General features: G+C 43.3%; 18 protein-coding genes. 1 reads left to right on the top strand and 17 read right to left on the bottom strand.

Features of this window, described 5'->3' with window-relative positions; translation table 11 throughout:
• Nucleotides 1-27 precede the first annotated feature (27 nt).
• The 14 genes from B5E64_RS05560 to B5E64_RS17820 all read right to left on the bottom strand — a co-directional run bounded on the left by B5E64_RS05560 (nucleotide 28) and on the right by B5E64_RS17820 (nucleotide 7,221).
• Nucleotides 28-456, bottom strand: a complete 429-nt coding sequence (locus tag B5E64_RS05560; protein WP_087167545.1) for a HEPN domain-containing protein — start codon at nucleotides 454-456, stop codon at nucleotides 28-30.
• A gap of 84 nt (nucleotides 457-540) precedes the next feature.
• Nucleotides 541-840 (bottom strand): hypothetical protein, encoded by a 300-nt coding sequence (locus tag B5E64_RS05555; RefSeq protein WP_087167544.1) that lies wholly within the window; start codon nucleotides 838-840, stop codon nucleotides 541-543.
• Between the two features lie 67 nt (nucleotides 841-907).
• Nucleotides 908-2,158 carry a HipA domain-containing protein gene (locus B5E64_RS05550; protein WP_242960099.1) on the bottom strand — a complete coding sequence of 417 codons (1,251 nt, stop codon included), beginning with the start codon at nucleotides 2,156-2,158 and terminating at the stop codon, nucleotides 908-910.
• A 42-nt stretch (nucleotides 2,159-2,200) separates the two neighbouring features.
• Nucleotides 2,201-2,617, bottom strand: a complete 417-nt coding sequence (locus tag B5E64_RS05545) for a hypothetical protein (protein ID WP_087167543.1) — start codon at nucleotides 2,615-2,617, stop codon at nucleotides 2,201-2,203.
• Nucleotides 2,618-2,767: 150 nt separating this feature from the next.
• Complete coding sequence (locus B5E64_RS05540) at nucleotides 2,768-2,992, bottom strand: hypothetical protein (RefSeq protein WP_087167542.1); 225 nt, start codon at nucleotides 2,990-2,992, stop codon at nucleotides 2,768-2,770.
• A 10-nt stretch (nucleotides 2,993-3,002) separates the two neighbouring features.
• Nucleotides 3,003-3,374, bottom strand: a complete 372-nt coding sequence (locus B5E64_RS05535; protein ID WP_087167541.1) for a hypothetical protein — start codon at nucleotides 3,372-3,374, stop codon at nucleotides 3,003-3,005.
• The gene (locus B5E64_RS05530) at nucleotides 3,371-3,613 is read right to left on the bottom strand and encodes a hypothetical protein (RefSeq protein ID WP_087167540.1); all 243 of its coding nucleotides are present in this window, start codon (nucleotides 3,611-3,613) and stop codon (nucleotides 3,371-3,373) included. Before B5E64_RS05530 ends, B5E64_RS05535 begins: the two co-directional genes overlap by 4 nt.
• Nucleotides 3,614-3,631: 18 nt before the next feature.
• Nucleotides 3,632-3,844 (bottom strand): hypothetical protein, encoded by a 213-nt coding sequence (locus tag B5E64_RS05525; protein WP_087167539.1) that lies wholly within the window; start codon nucleotides 3,842-3,844, stop codon nucleotides 3,632-3,634.
• 20 nt (nucleotides 3,845-3,864) lie between these two features.
• Nucleotides 3,865-4,251: a hypothetical protein gene (locus B5E64_RS05520; RefSeq protein WP_087167538.1), complete on the bottom strand. Its 387-nt coding sequence runs from the start codon at nucleotides 4,249-4,251 to the stop codon at nucleotides 3,865-3,867.
• 105 nt (nucleotides 4,252-4,356) lie between these two features.
• Nucleotides 4,357-4,770, bottom strand: coding sequence for a hypothetical protein (locus tag B5E64_RS05515; protein ID WP_087167537.1), 414 nt, complete (start codon nucleotides 4,768-4,770; stop codon nucleotides 4,357-4,359).
• 77 nt (nucleotides 4,771-4,847) lie between these two features.
• On the bottom strand, nucleotides 4,848-5,483 hold the full coding sequence (locus B5E64_RS05510; protein ID WP_087167536.1) for a hypothetical protein: 636 nt from the start codon (nucleotides 5,481-5,483) through the stop codon (nucleotides 4,848-4,850).
• Between the two features lie 48 nt (nucleotides 5,484-5,531).
• Complete coding sequence (locus B5E64_RS05505) at nucleotides 5,532-6,062, bottom strand: hypothetical protein (RefSeq protein WP_087167535.1); 531 nt, start codon at nucleotides 6,060-6,062, stop codon at nucleotides 5,532-5,534.
• 108 nt (nucleotides 6,063-6,170) lie between these two features.
• Nucleotides 6,171-6,983, bottom strand: a complete 813-nt coding sequence (locus B5E64_RS05500) for an AIM24 family protein (RefSeq protein ID WP_087167534.1) — start codon at nucleotides 6,981-6,983, stop codon at nucleotides 6,171-6,173.
• The gene (locus tag B5E64_RS17820; RefSeq protein ID WP_140398824.1) at nucleotides 6,958-7,221 is read right to left on the bottom strand and encodes a hypothetical protein; all 264 of its coding nucleotides are present in this window, start codon (nucleotides 7,219-7,221) and stop codon (nucleotides 6,958-6,960) included. Before B5E64_RS17820 ends, B5E64_RS05500 begins: the two co-directional genes overlap by 26 nt.
• Nucleotides 7,222-7,493: 272 nt before the next feature.
• Here B5E64_RS17820 and B5E64_RS05490 point away from each other — a divergent pair, with 272 nt between their 5' ends.
• Complete coding sequence (locus B5E64_RS05490) at nucleotides 7,494-8,672, top strand: tyrosine-type recombinase/integrase (protein WP_087167532.1); 1,179 nt, start codon at nucleotides 7,494-7,496, stop codon at nucleotides 8,670-8,672.
• 280 nt (nucleotides 8,673-8,952) lie between these two features.
• Here B5E64_RS05490 and B5E64_RS05480 read toward each other — a convergent pair whose 3' ends face one another.
• The 3 genes from B5E64_RS05480 to B5E64_RS05470 are packed head-to-tail and all read right to left on the bottom strand — an operon-like array spanning nucleotide 8,953 to nucleotide 12,587.
• Nucleotides 8,953-10,554 carry an ABC transporter ATP-binding protein gene (locus B5E64_RS05480; RefSeq protein WP_048621756.1) on the bottom strand — a complete coding sequence of 534 codons (1,602 nt, stop codon included), beginning with the start codon at nucleotides 10,552-10,554 and terminating at the stop codon, nucleotides 8,953-8,955.
• Nucleotides 10,551-12,143 carry an ABC transporter ATP-binding protein gene (locus tag B5E64_RS05475; protein WP_162610135.1) on the bottom strand — a complete coding sequence of 531 codons (1,593 nt, stop codon included), beginning with the start codon at nucleotides 12,141-12,143 and terminating at the stop codon, nucleotides 10,551-10,553. Before B5E64_RS05475 ends, B5E64_RS05480 begins: the two co-directional genes overlap by 4 nt.
• A 15-nt stretch (nucleotides 12,144-12,158) precedes the next feature.
• Nucleotides 12,159-12,587: a hypothetical protein gene (locus B5E64_RS05470; RefSeq protein ID WP_087167529.1), complete on the bottom strand. Its 429-nt coding sequence runs from the start codon at nucleotides 12,585-12,587 to the stop codon at nucleotides 12,159-12,161.
• Between the last annotated feature and the right edge of the window lie 256 nt (nucleotides 12,588-12,843).

The following is a 12,843-nucleotide window of genomic DNA, read 5'->3' as shown; positions in this document are numbered from 1 at the left end:
AGTTTTGCAGCTCCTCTTTCTCTGTCCTTATGTACGTTCCATTGCCCGGATCACATTCCCGACAAACCTTCTTGTCTGCAGAACTGCCTCCCAGGCATCCTCAATGTCTTCCTCCGAAGGGATAAAACTGTCGTCGCCCGGTTCCGTTGTAGCAATCGAAAATATGTCGATTCTCTTCAGAATTTTCTCTGTCTGTGCCGGAATTTCCAGAGCCAGCTCCTCTTTCAGGTACCGGATCAGCCGGTGAAGGCTGTGTGTGCGAAGGACGCTTTCCTTTTTCAGGGTTCCAGGTTCGTCTCCCGGCTCTGCATGAATATCCACGATGTGCTTCAGGTACCGCTCACAAATATTCTGCCCCAGTGCCGCCAGGGCTTCTCCGCTGAACCCGGCTTCTCGCACTCGTGAAAAGAACTGATAATCTCGTTCCGCAAACGCAAAATAACTGTTTTCTTCCATAGTTTTCCCCGCCTTTCTTCTAATCATACAAGCACTGCCATTCACGAAAAAAGCACCGCAGACTGCAGTGCTTCTTCCAATCTCTTATACCGGCTGTTCCGTGAAGGATAACAGCGGTCCCGGAAGCAGGTACCCCAGGTCCAGGTAGGTTGCATCTTTCAGCATCCAGTCCGGATCATCATTCGGGATATGTGCCCCCATAATCTCCTGTACATCGTCTTCCGTTCCCCCGTTCTCCAGGATCCGGTGCAGGGTATCTTCCAGCGCCCCTGCAATGTCCGTGTTCCCCGGTGTGGTAATGCAGTTCCACACACAATAGGAACCGGCTACAATGTAATCCGCAATCACTTCCCCTTCGTTTAACAGGCTTTGCAATAAGATCATATTGTCTCCTCCCATTTTTCTTTTTCTTCAATATGGGAGGAAAACGAAATTCAGATTCCTGTCTGGATCATTGGTGATCCGGTTTCGCAAAATGGTAAGCTGCGGCAATGTTCTCTTGCACGTCGTCATTTGTGGAATCCTCCTGTGCCGGCATCTGGGTTTTGGCAAGCCGGGAAAGATGATCCGTCCGACGTCTGGCAGACTCCTTAATTGCCTGTACACGGGTTTCGTCCATATAGGCTTCCGTTCCTTCCGCCGTCAGCACCTCTTCAATCAGGCTGTCTACGTCCTTCAGCCGCTCAAAGTCAATCCAACTGAAATCCGATACCAGTTTCAGCTGCTCTTCATGGTGTTTTTTGAAAGGTTTGCAGGTGATATCCTGCCCCGACCGGATCTGTGCCGGCATTTTATCATACCCAAGGGAGGAACCACTGTCATAAATCGGTGCAAAGCCGATCCATTTCAGGGTTTCTGCTTCACGGAGCACACCGAAATTATTAAAATGACGGTCTTCGTTTGCAATCAGGTAGTCCAATACGATCATCCGGTCCAGGAATGGAACAGCCCCGTCAATCCCAAGTTCCCGGCAGCAGTCAATGAAATGCTGATATACAGAAACATGGTTACTTTTCTTCTGCGTTTTCAGGATGCGCCATGCAGGAACCAGATCCAGATCTTCGGTAACAAAATCCTTACACAGACTGTATGGTACCCCTTGTTCCCAGACAACCTGGTAAGGGATGTGCGGGATGCCAAGGCGGTCCATGATCCCGGACGCAATCACCTCATTGAGCGGCTGCTGGCGGAACGGACTGCTCCCGCCTTTTACCAGATACCGCTTCCCGTTTATGATCTTCCACCGTTTTTTCAAATTTCCGTCCGACGTATTATCCGGGGAAGAAAAATTGAAGGCGTCTGTCTTTTTTGCAGCCCCGAACAGGACGTCCCCTATATCTTCCGAAAAATCGTTGTAAAAGAAATTGATCGTATCCCACGTCAGATCCGATCCTTCCGGACAGATCCAGTATTGGTCAGACAGACTTAGGCCATAGCAGCGCACCAAAAGCATCTTTGTGTTTGCGATCTCCAGTGTCTCCAATGCTTCCCGGATACCGGAACGGCTTGCGGGTATGGAGCGGTCCGTCCACCACTCGTTGAATGCCGCCCGGTCTGCAACGCCTCGTTTCACCGTGACACCGACCGGGAAATGTTCCGGCGCATAAATGGTATTCACTTTCTGTATCATCCCGGTGGCATCATCCAATTCCAATTCTGCCACCGCAATCCGCTTATGCATGAAGGCACATTTCAACTTCATCCCTTCTTTCTCTTTTCTTCTAGCCAAATGATAACCGCTTTCTTAGCTTTTTGTCAATGGGCTGGATACGGAGTCCTTGACTTTCCAGCCGGTTTTGGTGATGCGGCCTTTTCTTTTCAGATCCTCCAAAATCAATTCTGCCTGGTTTGAGGATACCCTGCAAATACGCATGATCCGCCCGACAAACACATCCTGCCGCCCACATAAGGCTGCCTCAAGCTGCTCTTCCGCTGCTTCCCGTTCTGCCTTTGAAAGACACTCTGTACGATCCGCCTCCGGAAAAGTCCCTAGCTGCGGCTCTTTCTTTGTTCCCGGTTTCTTCTTTTTGTCCAGTCCTTTCCCGTCTCCCGGCGCAGGTGCTTTGCTTCCATCCCCTCTGCCCGTGTCTTCCGTAAAAATCAGTTCCAGCTGCTGGTATCCCTGTCCGAATGTCTGTCCCGCTTTCTTCCGTCCTGTCATAAAATTCTCCTCTTTTCCTGCAGATTTTACCGTTTTTTGAAAAAATCACCCAAATTACCGAAAGTTTTTCCGGTTTCGTGCGTCTATTATATAGATGGGGAAAATGGCCCGGGGCTTGCCTGACTGACAACCTGCCCCGGGCCGTTGTTTTTAAATCTGTTCGAGGACCGATCTGGCATCATCCAGATAATTAGATGTCTCCTCGATCATTTCGATATAAGTCTGCATTTCTTCCCCTCGGTCTCCGTTTCGGAAGTTGTCCGGGAGATTTTCGAGGCTTTCGTATTCTTCCGCTTTCACCTCGTCCAAAATGTCCATCGCTTCGGAAATTTTGTTAAATGCCTGTTCCATTTTTTTTCTTCTCTGTCTGTTCATTTTTTCTCTCCTATTCTACCGTCAGTGCATCCCATGCTGTCCGCAACTGTTCCAACGGCACTCTTTCTAGCTTGTTAAATGCCTGGCAGAACAGCCGGATCTGTTTCCTCAGCGATTCCGCTTCCAGTTCCGCAAGCAGGTCTTCCTTTGTAAAAAATAACTTGTAGTCTTCACATGGTTCCCCCACATTACAGAAATCCTCTTCCATGGAAAACTTGGCATCCCAGCCTCTCCCGTCCTTGGGTCCTGCAGTGAGATACTTCCTTCCCACACTTTTGACTTCCCATTCCTGGATCCGGTTGTCTTCCGTGACTCTTCTGGCTGCGTTGCCGATCAGGTAGACCCAGACCGTCTGTCCCTTTTTAAACTCTTCTTTCTTCACGATTCTTTCCCCTCCTCAATCAATTCCAATTCGTTCCTTGAAACTCCAGTGATATAAGCATACTGCCCACAGTGTGGGCATTTCTCCGTTTTTACATACAGCCCTTTTCCACGCACTATATTAACGATTGTGACCGTGGATCCTGCACTGATGCCATGCCCTCCTTTGTTGGAGATATCACACAGACATCTCGCCTTTCGGCCTTTCAGCATCTCACCCGTATATTTCTTTGGTATCATGCCAATTCCCCCTTATCACTATTCTTCTGTATCTTCTAAGCACTGCCGCAGATCATCAATCACGTCCGCATACAAATCAGCTCTTGCGCCATGGTAACCCAGGGACCAGTGCCCATGGGATGACAACTGTTCTTCCCTGGACTGGTAGTCCGCTTCTTTTGCTGCGGCACGCTTTTGCTGCCGTTCATAGCCCCGAATCAATTCCGCAATTTTCTTTTTCAGATCTTCCATCATGATTCCTCCCTTGCCCGTTAATACTTTTCTTTTGCTTCGCTTAACGAAGCCAGATTTCCTGTCTTTAAATCTTCATAAAATGCTTCTGTCGGATGGTCCACCTTGTAGCACGGTCGTCCATTAAAAAATACCAGGTACGTTTCCGTGACCAGTTCATGCATGACGGTGGTGTAGGCCTTTGTCATGGCACAGCCGCCCATAACCGGGTCCCCGTCTTCTGTCACATCGAATCCAGTATTGGTGCTGCCCCAGATCTGCGGGAATACAACTGCCTCCCACTCCGGGCGCAGAAATTTATCTTTCTTTCGTTTCTCTTCCATCGTTTTCTGGAATGCTTCGTCGGAACGCATGATGGACCCGGCGATATATTCCAGAAGTTCCAGGTTTGGATAATCTGCTTTCATGGACATCCCCCTTTCGTTTCTAATCTTATTGTACCGGATTCCGGATCAACATAAAAAGTTGCATACGAAAAGACACCGCCCTTTGCGATGTCCTTTCTTTTTCAACTAGTGGATGGAATTTATAATCACTGCCAGCTTCCGGTTGATGCTTGCCAGTTCCGCCATTATCAGATACATAGCTTGACGGTCCCATTTTGGAAACTCCTCCTCTGTCGTGTCAAGTGATTTCTGTGGGATGCCATCCGCAGCCTGTCCGCCGGATGCTCCCTGCTTGTGTTTTGGGGAATACCAGCCCAGCTTTTTGAATTTGTCGATCCCGAAAGCCTCAATGGCTTCGTAATATTCCCCGTCCTCTTCTTCGGAATACCAGTCCTCGAACTCTTCTGCCCAGTCTTCCAGGTTGTCGTACAGGCGCTCCGTTGCCGAATCCTCTTTTTCCAGGTCCAGCTCCCCTGCCTCTGCCAGGCGTCCGAACAGCACAGCAAGCTCCGTTACATTTTCCAATATTTTTCGTTCCATCTTTTGCTCCTCCTGTCTTTCTTTTATCTTTCATAATATGGAAGATTGCCGAAATCTGAGCACAGAAAAAGCACCGCTTATGCGATGCTTTTCCGGAATCCATCCAGACATTTGTCGTAGAGAAATTGTTTCAGGTCTTCTTTTTTGCTTTCATCCTTATAGTATGCCGCCAACAAAGCGAAAAACCGTTCCCGTTGATCCTGGACTACGGTGAGGATCCCGCACCCGTGGGAAATCAAGATTTTGTTCGCTGTCATCATGGCAATCCCTTTGTTCCCGTCGAGAAACACCCGTTCCTTGGCAAGGTACAGCATCAGATCCAGTGCCTTCTCCGTCCACCCGGAATTCCCGTCCAGGATCCGATGCATGGAATCTTCCACTTCCACCGGATTGTGGACCGGCGGACGGCTGGGATCCTCACAAGAACAGGCCGGGCCGGTTGATTCTCTGCGGAGGTTCTGCAGATACTGCACAGTAACATCCTCGTCCAGCGTAGACAGCAGGTACTGCCAGCCACGCTTCATCTGCAGGATCCGGTTGAGGTCGTCGATGCGTTTCCCGCCGACGCTGACCCCTTCCAGGACCGTCTGGGTTTCCGGAAATGTAACTGCAATCCCTTCCAGGTTTGCACTTTTCCAGATGTAGTCTGCCAGATTCCGCTTTGCCCAGAACACGTTCTCTTCCACCGTCATCATAAATTTTCTTTCGTACATCTTGTACCTCCCGGACAATACTGTACCTTTATTTTGCCAACAAGTCAATCAGTACCTGCAGGATCCGTAAATACGGCCTACGTCCGGAGCGATGGAACGGGTGTAATAATTGAGGGTTCTTCTGGAAATTTCTTCCCCAGAAAGATACCGGTCCACAAAACGGTCGATGGTTTCCGGACGGCGCACTTCCCGGTAGGTATAATAGTTGGTTCCGTCGTGGTGGGTCTCCCGGCAGCAGATGTCTTTCCCGTCACAGTACCAGCATTGCTCTGATGTTCCTCTGACCATGGATTCCAAGATGTCTTTGATATTTCCGGACAGAATTCTGGCAACACCACGCCGTCTTCCGTTCCACAGTCCCAGGTCTGCAAGAACCAGGATCGAATGTTCCAGCCGCACGTTCAGGTTCACCCGTTCATCTTCCAGGTATTCCTGGTTCAGGTCACTGATCAATGCCCACGCCGCTTCTTCGAAATCACAGCCCTCAAAGTAGGACGGGTTTAACTCCTTTTCCTCTTCCAGGTAGTCTTTCCAGTCATCCAGATTCAATTCACTGTTCCAAATGGTAAATGGTTTCATATACGTTTCCTCCTGTTTTTTTTAATTTCACCCGGAATATGGCAGACAGGACGCATTCCGGTACAGGAAAAAGGCACCACATATTGTGATGCCTTTCCGGAAATCCGATTATTCATTTTTCACAGTTTTGGTCAGCGTGGAACTGTACATGCTGGTGCTGTCGTCCAGGGTGCTTAAGTAAACCCTTCCGGTTCCCCGGTATACGTTCACCAGGCCTTCCCCGCTGACTGCGGATCCTACCAGTGTCTTCCCGGACCGTTCTACCGTAAATTCCAGGCTGCCAGACCAGCAGACTGCCAGGTTGCCGTCCACCTTCAGTACATCATTATTCAGCACCACTTCCACCAGCTGCTGGCGCATGACATTGCTTTCCAATGCGGCAATTCCCTCTCCTACCAGCTTCAGGTTGAAAAGGCCTTCGTTTCCAAGCACTGCTGAGGATACACTGTTCCTTGCCTGAGTTTTCAGTTTGACGGATCCTTCTGACGCAAGGTACATCCCGTCTTCCAACACCAGACCGCCTTCCCACTCTGATACGTCTTCCAGCAGCAGGTACTTATACGTCGGTTCCAGCATCAGGTAGCCTGATCCGACGTATTCCGGCTTAATGGCGCTTTCCTTTGTTACAAACCCTTTGGCCAGTTTCCCGAAAAGATCCCCGGCACCTTTCACGCCTGTGGTTGCCTGGATATTCCCGGCCATCCACTGCATGGCACCTGCCTGGACGGTAACGCCTTCGCTTCCGTCCAGGGTACACAGGATCTGTTTCCTGCGGACATCCATTTTCGCCATGAAATACTCTTCCATGGCCGTAATTGGCGAAACCGTCAAATCCCTTGTGTGTTCTACAATCGAGAACATCCCTTTCTGCTCTGTGATGATGTGGTCTTTGTCATCAAACAAACCATTGACTTGAATCATGTTGAGTTACCTCCTTTTTGAATGTTGACTTTGATGGTTGTCTATAATATGGGTTATTTCCACAGTGATTGTAAACAGGTGCCAGCATTGTTGCTGATTTGCCACCATAATGTCCTAGACCTCCTTTTTCTTTTTGCAATATTCCCCTGCCCTTTTCTCCAATATCTCTATTGGAATTTTCAATTCTTCCGCCGCTACATAGGGATAAAATTCGTATGTTTTCCTTGACTTGCCGCATACAACCCGGCTGTATCCATTTCTTTTATTGCGGGCCTGCATCCGGAAAGCTTGCGGTGGGATCTGTAAGACATACGCAGCTTCTTCCGCATTTCTGATGATTGGTTTCATAAGCAAACTTCCTTTCTCCTACTTCTATGTTTGTAAGAAATATGGAAGATTTCCTCTGCCTTTCACCGGTAGCCCGTCATGTTTTGCGGGAACGTATGCAAAATCAACGCACTTTGCCTTTTTTTGGTATAATTTCAGTAAATACATAAAGGAGATACGGTTATGTCGAAAAAGAAAAAACATCCAAAACTTCCAAATGGATATGGTTCAATCCAAAAACTTTCTGGAAATCGTCGGAATTCATATGCTGTTTATCCTCCGACGACACACTATACAGAAGAAGGAAAAGTTGTTCGTCCGAAAGCTCTGTGCTATGTATCGGATTGGTATATTGGCTTAGCCATACTCACTGCCTACAAAGCAGGAACATATAAACAAGGAATGGAAAAGGAACTTGTCAGAGATAGCCATTTATCCAGTTCGGAAATGAATAAGTTTGTAGAAAAGCTCCTTGCTGATTATATGCTTATTACACGTAAAACGGAAGATAAAGTATTAACTTTTTCGGAGCTTTACCAGCTTTACTATAACTGGAAATATAATGGTAAAAGAGTATATTCTCAGCAATCCAAAAACTCTACTCGTGCCGCTTATAAAAACTGCAAATTGTTACACGATATACCGATCAATGAAATTACATATGAGCAATTACAGGACATTGTTGATTCAGTCCCTTTGAAATATTCATCTTTGGAAAACGTGGTTTTACTTCTAAAACAGATGTTTCGATATGCAACAGGAATTTTTCTGATTGACAAAAATCCTTCCGTTCTTTTACGAATTAATAAGGAAGATGATGATGAATCTGGTGTGCCATTCACAAATTCCGATTTAGATAAATTATGGAGCCATGAACAGGATGATATTGCACAGATTCTTTTAATTCTTTGTTACTCTGGCTTTCGAATTATGGAACTGAAGGCAATCACTGTTAATATAGACGAAATGTATTTCAAGGGTGGACTGAAAACAAAAACAAGCAAAGAGAGAATCGTGCCAATTCACTCGGCAATTCAACACATCGTTGTATCCCGTATGAAAGAGAAAGGCACAATATTAACGGATTCATACAGTACTTTTCGAAGAAAGCTTGTTGAATATCTGCCTATACTAAATTTAGAGGACGAACATACCTCTCACGATTGCCGACATACTTTTTCAATGCTCTGCGAAAAATATAAAGTGGAAGAAAATGATCGGAAACGATTGCTCGGGCATTCATTCCTGGATGTAACAAATTCTGTATACGGTCATAGAGAATTGGAGGAGTTAAGGAAGGAGATTGAAAAAATACAATGTCGTAAATGTGTCGTCAACGAACACGAAACAAGCGATAAATAGCCATCAGTATTTCTTAATATAATGCCCCAAAAAGCTCGAATTTGTACGCTTTTTGGGGGTTTTTCAGCAATTTAGCAGCTTTTTGTGCATTAAATTTTCCTTAAGAATCGACAACGTATTTACAGAGCTTGCAGGCACTCTTGTCGTCAATGTGTCGTCAATAAAACCCTTAGTAAAACGCAGCCAGTTGTCGAACATCAGCCTCTTAAATAAAAAAGGCACCGCCAGTTTGCGATGTCTTCTTTGTATGCAGGAAAATCCACTCTTCTTTTTCTGAAAATTACTCATAAGAAAGACTGTAAATCTTATCATATAAAGAAATATTCTCTTCTTTCAAATGATGGGTAATCAAAATCAATGTAAGTGTCGGGCAGGCCAATAAGGCTTCCTCTACAAGTGCAGCGTTTTCTTTATCTAACGCAGAGGTCCCTTCATCTACGAATAAAATGGTTCTATTATGAATCAGCGCCCTTGCTATGGCAACCCGCTGTTTCTGTCCCCCGGATAAGTTCTTTCCGTTCTCTCCAACTTTCGTATCCAACCCATCCGGTAGTGCCTTCAAATCATTCTGCAATGCACTCATATCCAATACTTCCTGCATTTTTTCTTCCGGGAAGTCACTTCCAAGAGTAATATTATCCCTTATAGAGCAATCAAAAAGATACACATCCTGTTCGATATATGCCATCTGTTCATAATAAGTGTCCCCATCAAAAGAAGAAATTTCTTCTCCGTCATAGTAGATTTTCCCTTGATAATTTCCTAACTGTCCGAGCATAATCTTTATCAGCGTTGTTTTTCCGCTTCCACTCTTTCCTACAAGAGCATATTTCCCATTCTTTTCAAATGTATAATTGATATTTTCAAATACTTTCTTCTTCCCATAAGAAAAAGATAAATTTTCAAGAACAATTTCTTTCTTAAGTGCCGGAAGTTTTTTGCTTATTCTATTTTCTTCGGTATTTTTATCACAATCTACTTTTGCAAAATATGGCCTTGAACCCGCAATTTGCAATTTTGCTGAAATCAACTGGCTGAATGCATTTCCTACTTGATTTGTAAGATTCAAACTTCCGAAAATTATTTCAGGCGCGATGATTCGCAGTACACAAAGCACAAATGTCAGAATATTTATTGCATTGATTCCAAAAATACTAATTACTGTTGATTTATAATTTTCTTTGCCCTTGTTCTTTGCAAAATCACATTTTTCTTCTTCAAATGCTTTGCCCGCTTCCATGATTTCTTTATAAAATTTCTGCGGATTTCCAAAGGATTTTAAGATGCAGATTCCTGCAATCTGTTCTTTTACTTTGTCCGTATACCGTTCCATTGCCAGTGATACTTTTTCTGCATATTTTTCCACTTTATCACTGAATCTTTTACTTACATACATAGAAATACCGGACACGACCAATGTCAATGCCAACAATTCCCATTTAATAAAAAGCAAAGAAATAGCTCCCATCAAAAGTCTGAATCCTGTATCCATATAACTGTAAAAAACTTGGAAGCCCTGGTTTTCAGCTTCTCTGACATCATTAGTATACCAGGATACATACTCTCCGCTATCTGTTCCCACATTCTTTTCAAATGATTCATGAAGTATCTTTTTACTAATGTCATTTCGAAGCTCCGTATTCATGGTGGAAATAAGATATGTTTGATAATTTTTCCTTATATATAAAAGCACATAGAAAAAATATGCAAGAGCTGAATTAAAAGCCACAACAAGCAGTACTTTTTTAATTTCTCCCTCTATAACCTGCTTACCTATATACATTTGCAGAAATGCAAAACTCGTCTCGATTCCATTTATAAAAATCATCAAAAAGAGTAATACGGCATTTTCTTTTTTATAGTGCAACAGATACTTTTTCATTGTGCCACCTTCTCTCCCAGACAGTATACATTTGTATATTTCTGCATGTCTTTTTCTTCCAAATGATGACTAACAAATAGCAAAGTCACATCTTTGGACTTTAAGAGAGCCGTTTCTATCTTCTTTGCGTTTATTTTATCGAGCGCCGAAGTTCCCTCATCCACAACAAGAATGTTTCGCTTATGAATCAATGCCCGTGCCACTGCCACTCTCTGTTTTTGTCCTCCTGAAAGACAATCTCCATTTTCGCCCACATCCGTATCAAGCCCTTGAGGAAATGATTTTAAATCCTCATAAAGTGCGCTGTTGCGTAATGCCTCTTCCAGTTCTTCCTTCTGAAACTCTGCACCGAGAGTGATATTTTCCCGAATTGTCGTATGAAATAGAAATACATTTTGTTCTATATATGCCATCTGTCGATAAAACGATTCTGTATCATACACAGCAGCATCCACGCCGTCAAAAAGTAATTCTCCGCTGTATGAAGTTAATTGTCCCAAAAGAATTTTTAATAATGTTGTTTTTCCACTCCCGCTTTTTCCTATGATACCATATTTCCCACCGACTTTAAATTTCAGATTCAAGTTTTCAAAAACCGGCTTCTCCGAATAGGCAAAGCTCAAATTCCGGAATTCAATTTCATTGTTAATCATCGGAAGTTCTTTTTTCTTTTCCGTTTCCTCCGCCATTCTATTGATTTTTTCAAAATATGGTCTGGCTCCATCCATGGCAACCCGCAGTTCAGAAAGTGTGAGGATAGAATTTTTTACCTGATTGATTAAGTTTCCTCCTCCAAAAAATATTTCTGCTGGAATCACACGAAGAGCGCACATTCCGAACAACACCATATTATTGACAAAACTCGCAACGGAATTAATCCCTCTAATTTTCAGCGTTGCTTTTCCCTGGGTTTTCACATATATATATCTTTGTTTTTCCAGCTCTTTTGATTCTCCTTCAATCTGACGTTGAAATCGATCTTGGTATCCGAAATATTTAAGAACTCTGACTCCCCCTATCTGTTCTTTTACTGCTTTCGTAAATTTTTCCCATATTGCAGACACTTTTTCAGACTCTTGTTTCACATCGTTTCCAAAACGATGGGACAATACATAAACCATACCTGTTGTAATCAGTGTGCAAAGCAAAAGCTGCCAATTAATTGCTCCTAGTACAATAATGCCTAACACTAACTTAATGATTTCATCTATGGCATCATAAAAATTACGGATGCCTTTTTCTTCCGCTTCTTTTAAATCATTAATGTACCAGGATAAATACTCTCCGGAATCACCTTTTTTTAATTGTTCAACAGATTTACTTAACATCTGATGATTCAGATTCTCCCGCATGGCTTGATTGATTTTTGCGATTACTTTCGTGAGATGAACATCGTAACTCCAAAATAAGAGGTGAAGTATCAGATAGAGAATCATGATCCCAGCAGAACAAATCAAAATTCCTCGCAAATCCCCTTCCATTACAAGCTTTGCCATGTACATCGTAATGAGCGTACTACCTAAGAGAAGTAAATTTTGAAACAGTAATTCGAAAATAATAATAGAACTTTCAAATTTGTAATGTTTCATAAAAGATTTCATTCTTTATCCCTCATCTTCAAAACTTTGGTAATTATCACAGATATAATTTTCAGTCATTATTCTTTTAAATGGACACATGTTATTTAAACATGAAAATATCTTATTGCAAGAAAAACATTTGTCATATAAAATGTTTTCGCTCCACACTTCATTTTTTTTCAAATCCAAATGTAAATTACCATATCCGTCTATATATCCTACTTCATTTTGTGATTTATTTAATGCAACCGTACATTTTTCGACTTTCCCACTTGCCCGAATAGTAAATCCATTTTTATACGAAGCATAACACATTTCATTTCCCAATCCTATATTTCCAGTGTTATCACACCTGATTTTTAAATTATCAATATAATTAATATGATCTTTAATTAATTTCTTTCCTGTGATTACATGAAGTAAATCAAGACTTTTAACTCCCTCACCTCCCAAATCACATACCTGACGTACAAGTATACCAAACCGAACATCTCCTTTTTAACTTTTCGTGCAAATCGCTATTCTTCACCTGAATAATTTCCATATTTGCTCCTCCTTCCTACCTGAAAATTAATTTTATATTAACACATTTTTCTATATTAGTCTATATTGGTCCTATGTCAAGATTTAGCGCAAGTTAAAATGAGAAATTTATCCTCATCTTAACTTACTAAGAGCAGTTCGTTTGTCTGTGTCTGCTCATATAGTT

This window comes from Drancourtella sp. An12 (assembly GCF_002160935.1).
Taxonomy (GTDB): domain Bacteria; phylum Bacillota; class Clostridia; order Lachnospirales; family Lachnospiraceae; genus Sellimonas; species Sellimonas catena.
Note: the sequence above shows the minus strand (reverse complement) of the source record. Positions and strands in the feature narration are given on the sequence as shown.

Bases quoted from the DNA above. Each gene is read 5' to 3' on its own strand.
- B5E64_RS05480 (WP_048621756.1), bottom strand. From the start codon at position 10,554: ATGAAAAAGTATCTGTTGCACTATAAAAAAGAAAATGCCGTATTACTC.
- B5E64_RS05520 (WP_087167538.1), bottom strand. From the start codon at position 4,251: ATGAAAGCAGATTATCCAAACCTGGAACTTCTGGAATATATCGCCGGG.
- B5E64_RS05515 (WP_087167537.1), bottom strand. From the start codon at position 4,770: ATGGAACGAAAAATATTGGAAAATGTAACGGAGCTTGCTGTGCTGTTC.
- B5E64_RS05540 (WP_087167542.1), bottom strand. From the start codon at position 2,992: ATGAACAGACAGAGAAGAAAAAAAATGGAACAGGCATTTAACAAAATT.
- B5E64_RS05550 (WP_242960099.1), bottom strand. From the start codon at position 2,158: ATGAAGTTGAAATGTGCCTTCATGCATAAGCGGATTGCGGTGGCAGAA.
- B5E64_RS05525 (WP_087167539.1), bottom strand. From the start codon at position 3,844: ATGGAAGATCTGAAAAAGAAAATTGCGGAATTGATTCGGGGCTATGAA.
- B5E64_RS05560 (WP_087167545.1), bottom strand. From the start codon at position 456: ATGGAAGAAAACAGTTATTTTGCGTTTGCGGAACGAGATTATCAGTTC.
- B5E64_RS05510 (WP_087167536.1), bottom strand. From the start codon at position 5,483: ATGTACGAAAGAAAATTTATGATGACGGTGGAAGAGAACGTGTTCTGG.
- B5E64_RS05500 (WP_087167534.1), bottom strand. From the start codon at position 6,983: ATGATTCAAGTCAATGGTTTGTTTGATGACAAAGACCACATCATCACA.
- B5E64_RS05505 (WP_087167535.1), bottom strand. From the start codon at position 6,062: ATGAAACCATTTACCATTTGGAACAGTGAATTGAATCTGGATGACTGG.
- B5E64_RS05530 (WP_087167540.1), bottom strand. From the start codon at position 3,613: ATGATACCAAAGAAATATACGGGTGAGATGCTGAAAGGCCGAAAGGCG.
- B5E64_RS05545 (WP_087167543.1), bottom strand. From the start codon at position 2,617: ATGACAGGACGGAAGAAAGCGGGACAGACATTCGGACAGGGATACCAG.
- B5E64_RS05490 (WP_087167532.1), top strand. From the start codon at position 7,494: ATGTCGAAAAAGAAAAAACATCCAAAACTTCCAAATGGATATGGTTCA.
- B5E64_RS05475 (WP_162610135.1), bottom strand. From the start codon at position 12,143: ATGAAACATTACAAATTTGAAAGTTCTATTATTATTTTCGAATTACTG.
- B5E64_RS17820 (WP_140398824.1), bottom strand. From the start codon at position 7,221: ATGCGGCAAGTCAAGGAAAACATACGAATTTTATCCCTATGTAGCGGC.
- B5E64_RS05555 (WP_087167544.1), bottom strand. From the start codon at position 840: ATGATCTTATTGCAAAGCCTGTTAAACGAAGGGGAAGTGATTGCGGAT.